The organism is Microbacterium croceum, from assembly GCF_023091245.1.
GTDB classification, from domain to species: Bacteria; Actinomycetota; Actinomycetes; order Actinomycetales; family Microbacteriaceae; genus Microbacterium; species Microbacterium croceum.
In genome coordinates this window covers 425,287-441,609 of sequence record NZ_JAHWXN010000001.1, presented here as the reverse complement: position 1 = coordinate 441,609, position 16,323 = coordinate 425,287, and the positions used below count along the sequence as shown (strand labels likewise).

18 protein-coding genes are annotated in these 16,323 nt (G+C 68.6%); 2 read left to right on the top strand and 16 right to left on the bottom strand.

Annotation, left to right across the window (positions count from 1 at the left end):
* Positions 1-3 precede the first annotated feature (3 nt).
* From KZC51_RS02075 to KZC51_RS02055, 5 genes are all read right to left on the bottom strand, one after another.
* Complete coding sequence (locus KZC51_RS02075; RefSeq protein WP_247628364.1) at positions 4-825, bottom strand: ABC transporter permease; 822 nt, start codon at positions 823-825, stop codon at positions 4-6.
* Complete coding sequence (locus KZC51_RS02070) at positions 822-1,583, bottom strand: ABC transporter ATP-binding protein (protein ID WP_247628363.1); 762 nt, start codon at positions 1,581-1,583, stop codon at positions 822-824. The genes KZC51_RS02075 and KZC51_RS02070 overlap by 4 nt, the downstream gene beginning before the upstream one ends.
* Positions 1,580-2,917 (bottom strand): amidohydrolase family protein, encoded by a 1,338-nt coding sequence (locus KZC51_RS02065; protein WP_247628362.1) that lies wholly within the window; start codon positions 2,915-2,917, stop codon positions 1,580-1,582. The genes KZC51_RS02070 and KZC51_RS02065 overlap by 4 nt, the downstream gene beginning before the upstream one ends.
* Positions 2,914-4,017, bottom strand: a complete 1,104-nt coding sequence (locus KZC51_RS02060) for an ABC transporter substrate-binding protein (protein ID WP_247628361.1) — start codon at positions 4,015-4,017, stop codon at positions 2,914-2,916. Before KZC51_RS02060 ends, KZC51_RS02065 begins: the two co-directional genes overlap by 4 nt.
* A 178-nt stretch (positions 4,018-4,195) precedes the next feature.
* Complete coding sequence (locus KZC51_RS02055) at positions 4,196-4,762, bottom strand: helix-turn-helix domain-containing protein (protein ID WP_247628360.1); 567 nt, start codon at positions 4,760-4,762, stop codon at positions 4,196-4,198.
* Positions 4,763-4,874: 112 nt separating this feature from the next.
* Between KZC51_RS02055 and KZC51_RS02050 the strand changes: the two genes are divergently transcribed.
* Positions 4,875-5,237, top strand: coding sequence for a hypothetical protein (locus KZC51_RS02050; protein ID WP_247628359.1), 363 nt, complete (start codon positions 4,875-4,877; stop codon positions 5,235-5,237).
* Positions 5,238-5,271: 34 nt separating this feature from the next.
* Here KZC51_RS02050 and KZC51_RS02045 read toward each other — a convergent pair whose 3' ends face one another.
* Positions 5,272-6,102, bottom strand: coding sequence for a class I SAM-dependent methyltransferase (locus tag KZC51_RS02045; RefSeq protein WP_247628358.1), 831 nt, complete (start codon positions 6,100-6,102; stop codon positions 5,272-5,274).
* 43 nt (positions 6,103-6,145) lie between these two features.
* Positions 6,146-6,373 carry an RNA-binding S4 domain-containing protein gene (locus KZC51_RS02040; RefSeq protein WP_247628357.1) on the bottom strand — a complete coding sequence of 76 codons (228 nt, stop codon included), beginning with the start codon at positions 6,371-6,373 and terminating at the stop codon, positions 6,146-6,148.
* Between the two features lie 55 nt (positions 6,374-6,428).
* Between KZC51_RS02040 and KZC51_RS02035 the strand changes: the two genes are divergently transcribed.
* Positions 6,429-7,220, top strand: a complete 792-nt coding sequence (locus KZC51_RS02035) for a GntR family transcriptional regulator (RefSeq protein ID WP_247628356.1) — start codon at positions 6,429-6,431, stop codon at positions 7,218-7,220.
* Positions 7,221-7,480: 260 nt separating this feature from the next.
* On the opposite strand, the gene KZC51_RS02030 is transcribed toward KZC51_RS02035, so the two are convergent.
* From KZC51_RS02030 to KZC51_RS01990, 9 genes are all read right to left on the bottom strand, one after another.
* Positions 7,481-8,188 (bottom strand): GntR family transcriptional regulator, encoded by a 708-nt coding sequence (locus tag KZC51_RS02030; protein WP_247628355.1) that lies wholly within the window; start codon positions 8,186-8,188, stop codon positions 7,481-7,483.
* Positions 8,189-8,279: 91 nt separating this feature from the next.
* Complete coding sequence (locus KZC51_RS02025; protein ID WP_247628354.1) at positions 8,280-9,110, bottom strand: PepSY domain-containing protein; 831 nt, start codon at positions 9,108-9,110, stop codon at positions 8,280-8,282.
* An 82-nt stretch (positions 9,111-9,192) separates the two neighbouring features.
* Positions 9,193-10,509: a sensor histidine kinase gene (locus tag KZC51_RS02020; protein ID WP_247628353.1), complete on the bottom strand. Its 1,317-nt coding sequence runs from the start codon at positions 10,507-10,509 to the stop codon at positions 9,193-9,195.
* The gene (locus KZC51_RS02015; protein ID WP_247628352.1) at positions 10,502-11,179 is read right to left on the bottom strand and encodes a response regulator transcription factor; all 678 of its coding nucleotides are present in this window, start codon (positions 11,177-11,179) and stop codon (positions 10,502-10,504) included. The genes KZC51_RS02020 and KZC51_RS02015 overlap by 8 nt, the downstream gene beginning before the upstream one ends.
* An 84-nt stretch (positions 11,180-11,263) precedes the next feature.
* Positions 11,264-13,348 carry a glycoside hydrolase family 10-like protein gene (locus KZC51_RS02010; RefSeq protein WP_247628351.1) on the bottom strand — a complete coding sequence of 695 codons (2,085 nt, stop codon included), beginning with the start codon at positions 13,346-13,348 and terminating at the stop codon, positions 11,264-11,266.
* A 157-nt stretch (positions 13,349-13,505) separates the two neighbouring features.
* Positions 13,506-13,712: a CDGSH iron-sulfur domain-containing protein gene (locus KZC51_RS02005; protein WP_247628350.1), complete on the bottom strand. Its 207-nt coding sequence runs from the start codon at positions 13,710-13,712 to the stop codon at positions 13,506-13,508.
* On the bottom strand, positions 13,709-14,749 hold the full coding sequence (locus tag KZC51_RS02000) for an iron-containing redox enzyme family protein (RefSeq protein ID WP_247628349.1): 1,041 nt from the start codon (positions 14,747-14,749) through the stop codon (positions 13,709-13,711). The genes KZC51_RS02005 and KZC51_RS02000 overlap by 4 nt, the downstream gene beginning before the upstream one ends.
* A 111-nt stretch (positions 14,750-14,860) precedes the next feature.
* Complete coding sequence (locus tag KZC51_RS01995; protein ID WP_247628348.1) at positions 14,861-15,310, bottom strand: carboxymuconolactone decarboxylase family protein; 450 nt, start codon at positions 15,308-15,310, stop codon at positions 14,861-14,863.
* 246 nt (positions 15,311-15,556) lie between these two features.
* The gene (locus KZC51_RS01990) at positions 15,557-16,318 is read right to left on the bottom strand and encodes an HpcH/HpaI aldolase family protein (RefSeq protein WP_247628347.1); all 762 of its coding nucleotides are present in this window, start codon (positions 16,316-16,318) and stop codon (positions 15,557-15,559) included.
* Positions 16,319-16,323 lie beyond the last annotated feature (5 nt).

Below are 16,323 nucleotides of genomic sequence, written 5' to 3'. Positions count from 1 at the left end.
CGCTCAGCGCGCCGTGATCTCCCAGCGGATGACGATCTTCCGCAGCACTCGCACGGCGAGGTTGAGCAGGATGCCCAGGACAGACAGGATGATCAGCAGCGCGAACACGGCCGCCGTCTCCATCCGTCCCTGCGCCTGCAGGATCAGCACACCGAGACCCTTCTGGGCTCCGACGAACTCCGCCACGATCGCGCCGATCATCGAGTTGGCGACGGCCAGCTCGAGCCCGGAGAAGATCTGCGGGAGCGCGGCCGGCAGCATGAGCCTGGTCTGAATCTGCAGCGGCTTCGCCCCGTTCACGCGGAACAGGTCCAGCTGATCCCGATCGACCCCGCGGAACCCGTGCAGCGCGTTCACGAGCATCGGGAAGAACGCCAGCAGCACCACGACGACGACCTTCGACGGCATCCCGAATCCGAACCAGATGATGAACAGCGGCGCGACGGCCACCTTCGGGATCGACTCGATCGCGACGATGTACGGGAACACCACGGCATAGGCGGTGGGGGATTGCGCCAGCAGGATGGCCAGTACCAGCCCCGCTACGACACCGATGACGAGACCCAGCAGCACGATCGACATCGTCGAGGCGGCGTTCTCCAGATACCGCGGCAGCGCCGCCGGATCGAACAGGGCCGCCAGCACGTCGCTGAGCGGAGGCACGACGTACTCGGGGGTGTTCGTCCACCCCGGCACGAACTGCCAGGCGAGGAGCAGCACCGCCAGCAGGCCCAGTGAAGCGAGAGTGCGCTTCATGGGTGTGTTCACGAGTGGCCGCCGGGCCGTTGCGGTCTGCATCGGCGCGGTCTGCGCGTGCACGGTCATGCTGCCACCTCGAAGTGTCGACGGATGTGTGCGGTGAGCGCGGCGAACTCGGGATCTCCGAGCAACTCCGGGGTCCGCGTCTTCCCGAACGGGATGTCGATGATCTCGGCGATCCTCCCAGGGCGAGCGGTCATCACCACGACGCGCTCAGCGAGGAACACGGCCTCGCTGATGCTGTGGGTGATCAGGACCGCGGTGGTCGCGGTCTCCCGCCAGATGCGGTTCAACTCCACGTTCAACGCGTCGCGGGTCATCGCATCCAGGGCGCCGAACGGCTCATCCATCAGGAGCACGGCCGGATCGTGTACGAGCGCCCGGCAGATCGCAGCACGCTGCTGCATGCCTCCGGACAGCTCATGCGGATGCTTGGACACGAAGTCCCCGAGCCCGACCATCGTCAACAGGCTCGTCGCGTGACCGCGGTCGGCCGCCGTGACGCGTCGCTTCAGGCTCAGCGGCAGCAGCACGTTGTCGAGGATGTTCAGCCACGGCAGCAGCGTCGCCTTCTGGAAGACCATCCCCGCCTCTCCGCGCGGGGCTCCGATCGGCACTCCGGAGATCGTCGCCGACCCGGCCGTGTGCTGTTCCAGTCCTGCGAGGATCCGCAGCAGCGTCGTCTTGCCGCATCCGCTGGGGCCGAGGATCGAGACGAACTCACCCTCGCCGATTCCCAGGTCCACGTGCGAGAGCGCGGTCACATCCCCGGTGCGGGTCTGATAGACCTTCGACAGGTCTTCGATCTCGATCAGCGTGCTCATAATGCCTCCAATCCATAGACACGAGTCAGGTTCTCGTTCAGTACTCGACGGGCCAACCACTCCGCCTGCGTCGTCGTCCACAGCCGATCCGCCACCCCGGATGCGAGCGCCCGGTCCAGCAGCAGACGGCCACGAGCCACCGACGCGACGTGGAACTCCGGGTGCCCGGTGTCCGTCCCGAACATGACCTTGTCGGCCGGCAACAGCTCCAACCATTCCTGCAGCATGCGCTCCAGCGCATGGTGGTGCAGATACGGCATCCAGGAGAAGTCCACGAACACGTTCCCGTGCGCCTGACTGAGTGCGGCCAGATGGGATGTGTAGGGATACCCGCCGTGGATGAGGATCACCCGCAGCCGGTTCAGTGCACGATCCGACAGCAGCGGCTCCAGGAGGCGCGGATCGGCGCCCGACAGCAGCAGACCCGGTTCGGCATGGCCCATGCCGGTGTGGATCTGCAGGGGCAGCTCACGCTCCACCGCCAGCTCCGCGATCGCGAAGATCAGGTAGTCGGCGAGGGCGGTGTAGGCCGGTGTCTCGACCGCCGCGGCGTCCTGTCGCAACAGCGCATACGCCGTCTCGGCCTCCTCGCGGGAGCGTCGGGTGAAATCGAGCGAGCGCACGTAGGCCGAGGCGATCTTGAGGCCGACGAATCCGCTCTCCTGCCGCCGGACGATCGATCCGCGCACGAAGTCGAGGTAGGCGCCGAGCGTCGTCGGCGGTTCGCCCAGCCCCTCGGCATCCAGCAGATCCCGCAGGATCGAGCCGAACACCCTCTGGAACCTCGGGGTGTCCGAGCCGCGACGGCGGAACACGGGGTGACCGAACGGATACAGGTACGGGTCGATCCGTCCGATCGGCTTGTACCGTTCGGGAGACCAGGACTGCGCATCGATCGCGGGGATGTCGGTGAGCACGAGGGCCGTCTCCGACACCTCCAGCGCGCGGTCGTACAGGCCGGGGAAGTCGTCCTCGCGCTGCTGCGCACTCACCCGTACGGCCTCCGCGTGGTCGAGCTCGCCGTAGAGGGCACGGGTTCCCTCAGCCAGCGAGACCCCGTAGACCGACGTCGACTGGAAGACAACGCTCTCGTCGATGAGCGCCTGGATACCGTGGTCCGCCTCCAGCCGGGCGAGCGTGGTGTCATCGTCGGCGGCCCGGGCGGCGATGAATGCGTCGAACACCTCGACAGGAAGGTTCGCCTCGACGTGTCCCATCGCGTTCTCGCGCTGCAGGGCGTCGATTCCTTCCAGTCGCTCGCCCGGCCGCACATAGCCGGCGTGGGAATGGTGATCGATCGCCGGGATACCGGCGGTGAAGGTCGGGATGCTCATTCGGCGCTCCAGTTCTCGGCCTCGGCGATGACCGCGTCGGCGTCGAAGTCGTTGTAGGCGGCGACGAAGGTGTTCGGTGCCGCGGCGACCGTGTCGACGGCGGAGTCGATGATGCCGGCATCCAGGGCGAAGGTTCCCCATGCCGTCAGCGCAGCCTCGTCATACGCTCCCCACGACTGCGTGCCCTGGGGGTCGCCGGCGGTCAGCAGCGCGATCCGCGCGTTGAGTGCGACCAGGTCGACCTTCAACTGGTCGTCGATCGAGTTGCCGGCGACCAGAGTGTCGGGGTATTCGTCGTACATGATGCGCAGCGCCGCCTCGGGGTTGGTCGCCGTGAACAGCGTCGCCTTGGCCATCGCGCGCCCGAATCCCTCGATCACCTCGGGGTTGTCTGCCACGAAGTCGGCACTGGAGAAGTACGTCGTGGAGAAGAGGGAGGCGACCTCGTCGGTCGTGAAGTAGCGCAGGGGAGTGCCCTGCGCCTCGAATGCCGCGTACTCGGTATCCCACAGCGACAGCGCATCGACCTGACCGGTCTTCAGGGCCTGCAGCGCAGCGGCGCCTGTGCCCACCGCCAGGTGCGTGTAGTCGACATCAGGCTCCAGCCCCGCTGAGGCGAGGATGCCCTCGGACAACAGCATGTTCGAGGTGCCGAGGCTGTATTGGCCGATCACCGCGCCCTCGAAATCGTCGAGCGACGTGATCGGGCTGTCGTCGAGCACGGCGAGCGATCCGGTCTGCTTGCGGATGTAGTTGTAGACGAGCTGCAGATCGCTGCCCTTGGTCATGGCCTGCCAGATCGGCTCGGGCGGCGTGCTGCCGATGTCCAGCGAACCGGAGTCGATGCCCTGCACGATCGAGGTCGAGTCGCCCGTCACGACGATGTCGACCTTCAGGCCCTCGTCCTGGAAGTAGCCCAGCGCCTCGGCGACGGCCATCGGCGAGTTGTTGGCGCCCATGTTCGTGGGCAGCCCGAATTCGACCGGGGTCAGGGCGTCCGTCGAGCCGCCGGTGCTGTCCGTGTCTGTCGAGCAGCCTGCGAGAGCGGCGATCAGCGCGGCAGCGGTGACTGCTGCGGCGGTGGTCCGGATGGTCTTCATGGTGTCTCCTTGCACATAGTCGAGGTGATGCTGTTCGGGTCGAGCAGGTAGTGAAGGTCGAGCAGGTAGTGAAGGTCGAGCAGTTTCGGCATCGCCGAACACCGCTGTCGTCGAACGACGAAGCGGGCGTAGCAGGGGGCCGGCGTCGGTGCGGGCCCCGGGGTCAGGTTGTGACGGGTCAGGTTGTGACGGGTGGGGCTGCGGAGGGTGGGGTCACCACCCACAGTGCTTCGCCGACGGAGTCGCCGACGTTCACGATGCTGTGCGGAGTCGACGTGCGATAGTCGATGCTGTCGCCCGGTTCGAGGATGAACTCCTGGTCGCCGAGGTTGAAGCGGAACTTCCCTCGCAGGATCACGCAGACCTCCTGCGAGTCGCCGTGCGTGTAGTTCTCGCCCCCCTCGCCGTGGCCGGGCTCGTACTCCGAGGTCAGTACCTCGACGTTTCCCAGCGGCGGTTGGGTGATGCTGAAGTGGCGGACGGAGTTGCCCGAGGAGAGCATGGGGCGCTCGCCACGGCGCAGCACGGTGCCCACCGCGGGCTGAGCGCTGAACAGCTCGGTCCATGGAATCCCGACGGCCGCCGCGATGCGCCGGACGACATCCAGGCTGGTGTTGGCCTGGCCGTTCTCGATCTGGCTGACGTACCCGGCGCTGATGGATGCTCGGCGCGCGAGCTCACGAGTGGACATCTGCCGCAGTGTGCGCAGCTCACGCACGCGAGCGCCGAGATTGCTGTCGTCCATCCCGCCCTCCCCTCTCCTGGTAATCAGTTCGATTACCTCCAGTAAGCACACTGTAAACTGGCGCGGGTTCGGTGACAAGACATTTGTGTTACGGAAACGTAAACTGTGCCGGATGACGCGGGGGCAGAAGACGGCCGACCGACGCGTGCGCGAGAGCTACTCCGCGCGCGCGGCAGAGTACACGGCCCTCCTCGGCGACATGTCGCACTCGGTGATCCATGCGGATGCCGATGAGCTCCCGTCACTCCTCGCTGCCGCACGCCGCCTATTGCGCACCGGTGGACACCTGCTCCTGGGGTTCTTCGACGGCCCGGACGGCGAACCGTTCGCGCATGCCGTGACGACTGCCCACTTCTGGTCGATCCGCGGGATGACGGAGCTGCTCGAGGGGGCGGGGTTCTCCGTCGTCGACGGTGAGGCGCGGATTCAGGAGGGCCGTCGACCGCACGCGTCGATCAGCGCGGTCGCGGTCTGACCCGGCGCCTCCGCGACGGATGAGCCGACGCCGCTCAGACCGTCTTGGTCGCCTGCAGCGTGTAGGTGAGCGGAAGCCGCTCCGCGTGCTCGGTCAGCGTCCACTCCCCGTTGTCGTCGAGATGCATACGCCCGGGCAGGGCCTCCCACGGCACGCTGGTGTGCTCGACGAACTGGGTGATGGTCATCCCCGCATCCAGGACCGCCGTCAGGATCTCGCCGATGCCGTGGTTCCACTCGTGGGTGACGGAGGCACGGATGCTCTCATCGGTCTCGACGTAGGTGCTCGAGTCGTCCCAGACCAGCGGCTCGGACTGCTCGAAGTACGGGTAGCCCAGGACGAGCGCGTCCGCCTGGTTCTCGTCGATCGCCCAGAGCACCGGGTGTCCCTCGCGGATGAAGAGGCGACCGCCGGGGGCGAGCAGGGACGAGACCGTGCGTGCCCAGGCGGTGATGTCGGGGAGCCAGCACAGTGCCCCGATCCCGGTGTAGACCAGGTCGAAACGACCTTCTCCGAGTGCGGACACCGCGTCGTCGACGCTCGCCTCGACGAACACGGCCGAGCTGTTCGCGCGCGCGGCCAGGTCACGAGCACCTTCGATCGCGGCGGGGGAGAAGTCCAGGCCGGTGACCTGGGCACCCAGGCGCTCGAGCGAGATCGTGTCGGTGCCGATGTGGCACTGCAGGTGCGCGGCGCGCACGCCGTGCAGGTCGCCGAGCCGCTCGCGGTCGAAGGCGACGACGTCGGAGAGCCGGGTCGGATCGTCGACATAGGACTGGACGGCGTACTCGCGCGAGGCCAGATGCAACGGCGCGCGCTCGTCCCAGTTGGCGCGGTTGAGGTCGTACGAGGAGGAGTGCTGCACGAGAGTGTCCTTGCTAGTGCGGGGGTGCGGAGGCGATGTCCGGTCAGGGGCGGACGCGGACCGTGCGTCCCTCGAAGGTCACGAGGTCGCCGTCGTGCAGCTGACGGCCGCGGCGGCGGTCGACTTCGCCGTTGACGGTCACGTAGCCGTCGATCACGACCTCCTTGGCGTCGCCGCCGGAGTCGAGCAAACCGGAGTACTTCAGGAACTGGCCGAGGCGGATCATGTCGCCGCCGATGGATACGTCGTCGATCGGAGCGGAATTGGTCATCTCTGAATGCTAACGGCCTGTCGGGCGGCGCACCCCGATCGCTACACTGATCGTCGTGAAACGGGATTCATCCCAGCATCTGCGCGAACCCGACGGCAATGCCGAACGTCGCAGACTGAACCTCCTGCTGCGGTCGGCGATCGGACGGGGGGACTATCCGCGCGGTCGGCTCCCTCGGGAATGGGAGCTGATGGATGCGACGGGCTCCACCCGCGCCGTCGTGCGGGATGCGATGCGCGAGCTGGCGGAGTCGGGGGTCGTCACCCGAGACCCGGGACTGGGCACGCGCACCGGGGTGCTCCCGTCGATCTTCGGCCTCCGGGCGTTCCACGGTGTCGACGGTGTGCCTGAGCAGTCGACCTATCCGCGCGTGACCGATCGTTCGGTCATCCGCACTCCGCCGGTGGTCGCCGCGCGGATTCCGGACTGCGGGCCCGAGGTGCTGCGGGTCGAGTACATCGCGGTGGCACTGGAATTCCCCGGCGCCGTGTCGACCAACTACTTCGTGCTGCCGCGGGCCGATGCGCTGCGCGATGCCGAGTTCGGCCACAACATCTACGCGTTCCTGGCGAACGGAGGCATCCACCTGTCGGCGAGCGAACTGCTCATCGGCGCGGCCGAGACCGACCCGTACACGGCGGGGCGCCTGGTCATGGAACCCGGTGCGCCGGTGCTGACTCTCGAGCAGATCATGTACGACGAGGCGGGCACTGCGATCTGCTTCTCGACCGTCGCGCAGCGCGGCGACCGGGTGCGCTACTTCGCCCATAACGTCACGGCAGGTGTGTCTCCTGTCGACGACGATGCCGTTCAGGGTGCCGCGGAAGAGGGCACCCCGGCGGCGTAGCATCCGCTTCTGCCCGGTGTTCTCGCGGCCGTGAGCGGCGCAATCCAGGCGCAGTCGCGGCGGCGTTGTCGTCGTGATCCGGAGCGCCATAGCCTCGTGACGAGCGATGATCCACCTTCGGAGATCCGGAGGGGAACAGCGCGACCCGACGGATCTCCGGCCCAGCGGAAGTCCCTATGGCCGCCGTCGTCGACGGCGCAGGAGCCGACGACGACCGCTCACCCGCCGGACCCCACCTCGCCGGCGGGTGAGCGCCGGCGTCAGCTGTGGGCGTGGGAGAACACGGCCAGTCTGTCGCCCCGCATCGCCACCACCGAGAAGCTCAGCGGATCGCCCGCCTCGTCGTAGATCGTCTGCTCGAGGAACAGCACGGCGCTCGACGAACGGGTGCGCAGACGCAGTGCGAGGGCGTCTCCGGCCGTGATCGCGCCGATCACGAAGTCGGTCGCCGAGACGCCGAGGCCGCCCGCGGCGAGGAAGCTGTAGACGTTCTCTCCGAAGTCGGCGGTCCGCAGCGGCTCGGCCTTGGGCAGCACGAAGTAGCCGGTGGACACCCCGTCGGCCTGGTCGTCCGGCACCGAGATGTACTCCACGCGCAGCACCTCGGAGCCGGCGGTGGGCAGGCGAGCAGCCACCATCGTCGGCGTCGGCACCGTGGCGACGTCGATCACGCGCGGATGCATGCTGTACTGCGGCACGCCCCCGACGGCCGGCATCGTCAACAGGTTGAACGGAGTGGGCCGGTTGTCGGTCGGCAGAGTTCCCGCTCCTCTGGTGCGGGTGAGGATGCCGACATCTGCCAGAGCGGTCAGGGCGTCGCGCGCGACGGCGCGCGACACGTCGTACGTGGCCGCGATCTCGTCGTCGGTCGGAAGCCGCTCGGGATGGTCGCCGCGGGTGATCGCCGCCCTCAGCAGGAGTGTCAGTCGGCGCCGTGCCGCGTCGCCGGGTCGTTCGCTCAGATCCATGCCCCGCCTCCCCAGGCACAGCATAGTGACGCGGGCAGCGGCGGCGGAAGAGCACAGCCCACTGCCCGCGTCACCCCGGACGAGCGGGGACTCAGTCGTCGATGTCGGTGCCGACCACCGCGAACGCGGCGTCGATGTCGATGTCGATCGAACGGTTGTCGGCGGTCAGCACGGAGACGTCGTAGGGGCTGACATCGTCGGTGTCCACGTCGAGGTCGGTGACCATCCCGTCGGCCTCGTCGAGCGCGGCCGCCACGAGCGAGCGGATGGTCGCCTCGTCGAGGGTGAGCGCGGGGCCGGTGTCGTCGCCATCCGCGGGATCGGTGGAGACGATGGTCGTGCGGAGGTCGGCGTCGACGCGCACCTCGGTCTCGTCACCGTTCGCGGTGGTGAGCTGCACCTCCCAGGTGCCGTCGCGCTTCGCGTCGACCGAGGTGACATCGCCCTCGGCCGCACCGCGGGCAGCGTCGGTGATCGCCACGAGCTCGTCGGCCGAGGCGGTGCCGATGCCGGTCGCCGAGCTGCCGCCGCCGCTCGAGTCGCTTCCCCGATCGTCGTCTCGGTCGCCGCGCTGGTCACCGCGCTCGTCGGCGGCGTCGTGATGGCGGGCGTCGTCGGAGACCGAGGCGTGATCGTCGTCGTCACCGAAGTCGTCACCGATCGCGGCGCCGACGGCGATCCCTCCGCCCGCGAGAACCACGGCGGCGGCGACACCACCGCCGATCAGCAGGGCACGGGAGCGGCCGGACTTCCGAGCGGCGGAGGTGGGGGCTGCGGGCGTGGGGTGCTGGCCGGATGCTGCCGGATGCTGCTCCGTGGCGTCGGATGCCGCAGGCGGCGCGACCGGCACGGTCAGGGCGTCGGGCGTGGAGGCCGTCGTGGGCTCGGGGGTCTGGTCGGGGGTGAGGTTCTTGTCGTCCATGTGACGATGCTCCCGCGCAGGCGCTGAAGCCATCCTGAAGCGTCCTGAAGAGGTCTTCAGGACAGCGCGCGTCCCCTCTCGCTCAGCGGGCGAGCGGCAGCGTGACGACGAATCGGGCGCCACCCCAGCGGGAGTCGTCGACCGTCACGGTTCCCCCGGCCGCGGCAGCGATGCCGCGCACGATCGCCAGGCCGAGTCCGCTTCCGCCGGCATCCCGGCTGCGGGCCTCGTCGAGCCGCACGAAGCGCTCGAAGATGCGCTCGCGCTCCTCGGGTGGGACCCCGGCGCCGTCATCCTCGATCGTCACGAAGACGTGCGCACCGGAAGGGGCAACGCCGATCGCGATGCGTCCGCGGCTGTGGCGGGCGGCGTTGTCGGCGAGGTTGCGCAGCAGCTGTCCGAGCAGGCGCGGATCGCCGCTCACGCGCGCGGCACGGATACCGGCACCGTCGACATCGAGACCGGAGACGCGCAGACGTCGCACCTCACCGAGCGCGATGTCGTCGAGGTCGACGGGCTCCGCGTGGCCGTGCACCCCCTCGTCGAGCCGGGCGAGGAGCAGCAGCGACTCGACGATCCCCTGCAGCCGGAGTCCCTCTTCCGAGACGACCTCGGACAGCTCGCCGATGCTGGTGGTGGCCGGATGCGCCTGCGCGAGTTCCGCGTGCTGACGGATGGTCGCCAACGGGGAGCGCAGTTCGTGCGAGGCGTCGGAGATGAAGCGCCGTTGCGCCGCCGCGGACGCGTCGAGGCGATCCAGCATCCCGTTCATGGTCGTCGCGAGTGCGGCGATCTCGTCCGCCGATTCCGGCACGGCGATGCGCTGATGCAGTCGCTCCGCGGTGATGCCGTCGACCTCCTGGCGAATGCGGGTCACCGGGCGCAGCGCGCGTCCGACCACGAGCCAGGTCGTGACGGCGACCAGGAGCAGCAGCAGGGGAACGGCGACCGCGAGCAGAGTCGCGACCGTCGCCAGGGTCTCGGCGCCGTCCTCGACCGACAGGGCCAGCACGAGCGTCTGATCGTCATCGAGGTCATCCGACACGATCAGCATCGGCTCGCCGTCGATCGTCATGCGCTGCGGGTCGTCGGAGACGGGGAGGGGTGTCGACCCGAGCGCCTCGCGAGCGTCCTCGCTGGCCGCTCGGACAGCGCCATCGTGGCCGATGAGCTGCACGATCTCGTCGTCCAGTGAGTCGAGCGATCGTCCTCCCGGCCCGCCGCCACGCTCGGTGAGCTCTGAGATCCGCTGCTCCGCCGCGCGCTCGGCGCTGCTGTGCACGCTGGTGCTGAGAACGCCGTAGAACGAGAACGCGCCCACGAGCAGGGCGGCCGCCACGACGAGGGTCGCGCCGAGCGTCGTGCGGCCGCGGACCGAGCGCCAGCCGCGCTCAGCCACCGTCGGCCGCCAGCCGGTATCCCGCACCACGGATCGTCTCGATCGCCCCACGGCCGAACGGCTTGTCGAGCTTGCGGCGCAGATGCCCGACGTAGACCTCGACGATGTTCGGGTCGCCGTCGAAGTCGTCATCCCAGACGCCCTCGATCAACGCACGCTTCGACAGCACCTGGCCGCGATGGCGGATCAGGTACTCGAGCACCGCGAACTCGCGTGCGGTCAGCGGCACGGGTGTCTCACCGCGCCACACACGATGCGCGGCCGGATCGAGCCGCAGGTCGCCCGCTTCCAGGATCGTGGGGCGGGCGACGGCACCGCGTCGTACCAGGGCGCGGATGCGGGCGACGAGGATCGCGAACGAGAACGGCTTCGTGACGTAGTCGTCTGCGCCGGTCTCGAGCGCCTCGACCTGATCCCACTCGCCGTCTTTCGCGGTGAGCATGAGCACCGGTGTCCAGTTCTCCTCGGCGCGCAAGGCCTCGCACACCTTCCATCCGCTCATCCCCGGCATCATGAGGTCGAGCACGATCGCGTCGTAGCGGGTCTCGCGGGCGCGCCAGAGCCCGTCGATGCCGTTGTGCGCGACGTCGACCGCGAAGCCTTCGGCCTCGAGTCCACGCCGGACACCGTCCGCCAGACGCACCTCGTCGTCCACCACCAGGATCCGCATCCCTCCAGTGTGGCGGTCTGCGGCTGAATCGGGGCTGAAGTGGGGGATGCAGCGACACGGCGCTGCATCCCCCGCGCGGGCAGGCTACTGAAGCCGGCGGCGGCGGAACGCGGCGGCTCCCGCAACGACCGCGCCAGCCGTGAGCAAGGCACCTGCCGCGATCAGAGCGGGGATGGGCGCCGCGCCTCCGGTGGAGGCGAGGTCGTCGCGCACCGCCACCCCGCCGGACTGCGAAGAGTCGTCCGGGTCGGCCGGTGACGCGGGGTCGACGGGCGTGCCAGGATTCGTCGGCGTGCCCGGGGTGGTCGGATCCGTGGGGTCGACGGGCGCGTCGGTGGCGGCCACCGGTGCGCTCTCGACGGCGGCGGCATCGAGTGCCGTCACGACCCACGTGTCGGCACCGGCACGTGCCGTGGATCCCGTGTCGGCGGGCAGAGTGAAGCGGAGGGTCGCGTCGCCGCCGGCCCACACCGTGTCCACGAGAGAGCCCGGTGCCGAGATGATCTCCGCAGGGGTGCCGGTGCCCCGGTAGATCGCATACTGCCGTGCTTCCTGCGCGTCGCCGGCGGTCCAGGTGAGCGTGCCGTCGGACACGGTCGGAGAGACCGGTGCAGCGACGCTGCCATCAGACAGCCACGGCTTCGCGGGGACGAGCGTCGGGTACGCGAAGGCTTCGCTCTTGAGGAGATCGATCGCGGTGTTCTTCGCCTGATGCTTCGGCTGCTGGTCTGCGGGCAGTGCGGTCAGGGCGCTGGGCTTCATGTCGTTGTAGCTGAACAGGACGCTGCCGTCGATGCCGTCGAGAGTCTGGTTGAAGCGGATCTGGTTCGGCACTTCCTCGGGGTTCATCCACGCGGGATCGAAGCCACCGTTGTTGACGTGCTTGTAGAGAGCATGCCCGACGTACACCTGCGTGTGGCTGTCGGCGGCGACGTCGCTCCACCACTGTGCGAGCTCGCCGTACGGCGCGGCGGCCTGATCGAAGCTCCAGTAGATCTGCGGCACGAGATAGTCGATGAGCTCGTCCTGCACCCAGCCGCGGGTGTCGGCGAAGATCGCGTGGCTGTAGCTCTGCGATGAGCCCGTGGGTGTGTTCGAACCGGCCGGGTCGAGCGCTTTGTGCTCCCAGATGCCGAAGGGACTGATGCCCAACTGCACCGCAGTGCCTGCCGACTGGTTGTGCGCGTCGACCGCGTCGCCGACCTGGGTGATGAGCCCGGTGATGTTGTCGCGTCGCCAGGACTCGACGCCCGCAGCGGTGTCGGGGTAGCCGGCGGTGAGGCCGAAGTCCTCGAACGTCGCACGGTCCTCTCCCTGTTCTCCGAAGAACACGTTCTGCCCGTCCACCGTTATCCGGTAGGGGTAGAAGTAGTCGTCGAAATGGATCGCATCGACATCGTAGTTCTCGACGATCTCCGCGACGGATGCCGCGACGTACGCGGGGACGTCGGGCTGACCGGGGTCGAGGAAGAGCTTCTCGTCGAACGACAGCACCCAGTCCGGGTGCTGCACGGCGAAGTTGTCGTCGGCGAGGACGCCTGCGGCGTTGAGAGCGGCGATGTACTCGGGGATCGAGAGTGCCTTCACCTCGGCAGCGGTGAGCCCGAGCGCGGCGAGGGTCGCGGGCGCGGTCATCTTGGTGTTGGTGACCCGGTAGGGGTTGAGCCAGGCGTGGAACTCCATGCCGCGTGCGTGCGTCGCGTCCACCATCCTCTGCAGCGGATCGTAGCCGGGGTCAGCGCCCTGCGTGCCGGTGAGGAACTCCGACCACGGGTTGAGGTCCGACGGGTAGTAGGCATCGAGCAGGGGGCGCACCTGGAAGATGACCGCGTTCATGTTCCAGGAGGCGAAGTCGTCGAGCACAGCCGAGTACTTGGCGTCGAAGTCCGCGGCGTTGCTCGGCTTTCCGAAGTTCAGGTTGCCGATCGTGCCGACCCACGCGCTCGAGAAGCGGCGATTCTCCTCCACGAGCGACGTCGGGATCGAGACCTGCTCGCCAGATCCCGGGTATGTGTAGACCGGTTGGGTGCTGTAGCCGTAGCCGCCCGCGGCATCCTTCACGTATTTGGTCAGCGGTTCCGCTGCGGGAGCGGCCCCCGCGGCACTGGGGAGCGCTATCAGGAGCAGGGCAGTGGTGGCAGCGGCGACGGCCGCAGTTCGTCTCATCATCGAGTCCTCGTTCGCTTGGAAAAATTCTCCATCAAAAGGGGTTAGCTTGGAAATATATACCAAAGCAGCGCTCGGGATGAGGAGGGGACGAGATCATCGATGACGATCGCGGGCACTACCCCCGTTTCCAGGGGGCCCGCAGAGGGTGACCCCCGGGTCACACGTCGGTGCGGAAGCCGGCCGCCTTGTGCGTGCCGTCACAGAACGGCTTGATCGTCGAGAGTCCGCACCGGCAGAGGGCGACCGTGCGGCGGCGCGGCTCGATCGGGTCGCCCTCCGACGTGCGCAGCTCGACAGCGCCCCGCACCACCAGGGGGCCGTCGGGGTAGGGCGTGATGGTGGCCTCCCGGTCGGCGGCGCTCATCGGGGGTCGTCCGTTCGCAGCGAGGACTCTCCGCGCTCCCAGGCGTCGAGCATGTGCCCGGCCGCCCAGCCGTCGACGGTCAGGCAGGCGGATGCGCCGAACATGATGTCGGACAGCAGCTCGGGACGATCCTCGGTCAGACTGCCGGCGAGGTCGCGCGCGGCGATCTGCTCGTGCACGGCATCCGCTTCGACGTGCTCGTCGAAGTAGTCGGTCACGTCATCGCCGAACCCCAGCCGCCGCATCCCCTCGCCGTAGAGCCGATTGGGGATCGATGAGGTGATCTCGAAGGCGGCCAGGTGCCCGACGATCGCGCCCACCAGGCGGCGGTTGATGCCGAACATCGACATCATGTTGTGCGAGGCGAGGGCGATGGCCGGGGCGTGTTCCAGGTACGCGCCGTAGGTGTCGTCGAGTCCCGCGCCCCGCATCGCCTTCGCGAAGATCGTCGCATGCACGCGGTCGGGTCGCCCGCCGCCGTATTCGTCGGACTGGATCTCGACGAGCGCGGCCTTGGCGCGGCCATGCAGCCGAGGGATCGCCCAGGAGTGCGGGTCGGCCTCGTGCAGCGTGTAGATCGAGCGCTGGATGAAGAACTCGCGCGCCTGCTCCGTCGTCGCCTTCTTCGCGAGATACCGCGACAGGCTGGGCCCGGTGTCAGCCTCCGCCAGCGCGAACAGCGCGCGACCGACCGCGTCGATCGTGGCCTCGGGGAGGGGCGGCTGCGGCACGGATGCCCGCAGGGCGCGCTCGAAGGCGTCTTCCAGAAGCCGCCGCGTCGCGATCAGTTCCGGGTCCCATTCGCGCGCGGGATCGATCTGCGGGAGCGCGCCGTACGACGAGGCGAACAGCAGGAAGAGCGCGAGCTGGATGTCGTCATCGCGCACGACGTCGTCGGTTCGAGCGATCGCTGCCTCGGCCTGCGCGAAGTGGTCGGACTCCTCGTCGCCGGTGAGGCGGCGAACGAGCGCAGCGCTCAGCGGACCTCGGTCCTGCAGGTCTGCGGATGTCGCGGTGCGGACGGCACTCGGGCTCACGGTACTCCTCATCGATCGGATGAGAGGCAGTCTGACCCGGCTGAACAGCGGCGGGAAGGGTCTTGACTCCCGCCGCTTGTTCAGGTTCGCGCGTTCAGCGGCTCGGCGGTGTCACGGGGCGACCGGGTAGTGGCTGCTGACCGCGATGCGGTTCCAGCTGTTGATCACGACCGTGAGCCAGGTGACCGCGGCGATCTGCTTCTCGGTGAGCACCCCGTCGACGTCGACACCGCGATCGGCGAGGCGTCCGTGGTCGCTCAGCAGGGTCACGCGCTCGGCGATCTGCAGGGCGGCCTGCTCCTCTGCGCTGAAGTACTGCGACTCCCACCAGCCTGCGAGCACGGCGAGGCGGTCGGACGTCTCCCCGGCCTTCACCGCGTCGGCGACGTGCATCTTCAGGCAGAACGCACAGCCGTTGAGCTGTGAGGCGCGGATCTTGATCAGCTCGACCAGCAGCGGCGACAGCCCGGCATCCACTCCCGCGGCGGCAGCCTGGGCGCTGAACTCGAGCATCGCCGTGTAGGGCGCTGCATAGACCTTGCCGATGTTCACGTGCGACACGTCATCTCCTTCGTTCCGGGGCGCGGGCGCGCCTCCACCGGGTATGACGAGGCAGGTCGCGGAGGTGTGAGGTCGTGCGTGTTCACAACTCCTCAGAAGTCGCTCGGTCGGCGCCGTCGGACGCGGTTCTGAGCCTGATCGCGCGCGTTCTTGAGGAGTTGTGAACCGCCACAGCCGGGCCCGCGCACGACGAGGCCCCCGCGCCGTGGTGCGCGGGGGCTTCGGGGGTGGGAGGCAGGCCCGTGATCAGGACGCGGCAGGGACCGACGCGTTCGCGATGAGGCCGTCCATCAGCGCGCGGGCGTTGCCGTAGCCCTCCGAGATCGCGGCGTGCTGCATGGTCAGCAGCACGTAGTCGGCGTTCTCGGCGATCGCGAACTCCTTCTCGATCGTGGTCCACGCCGGCAGCACCCAGGGCTTGTCGTTCGCGCGGGCAGCGGCGATCACCTTGCGGAAGTCGTCGAAGTCCGCCTCGGTCTGGCGGTAGGCACCGCGACCGCTCATCGCGGCGAGGTCGCCGGGGCCGATGAAGATGCCGTCGACGGTCGGCAGCGCGGCGATCGCCTCGACGTCGCGGAGCGCACCCGGGTCCTCCACCATCGGGAACACCTTGATGTCGCGATCCTGGGCGGCGATCCACTCGTCGGAGTATCCGCGGTAGCTCATGGTGCGACCACCCGCCAGGCTGCGCGAGCCCAGCGGGGGGAACTTCGCGAAGTCCGTGATGCGCTTGGCGTGCTCGACGCTCTCGATGTGGGGGATGATCACGCCGTCGGATCCGAAGTCGAGGGCCTGCTGGATGGCGCCGCGCTCGGGCACCAGCACCTTGGACAGCACCTCCAGGCCGAGGCCCTTGAGCAGCGGGATGAAGCGCTCGAGGATCGAGAGGTCGAAGGATCCGTGCTCGATGTCGAGCACGACGAAGTCGTAGCCGAGTCCGGCGACGATCTCGCCGATCGCGCTGCTTCCATCCGACAGCCAGGCGCCCTGCTTGAGCGTGTGAGACATGTTCT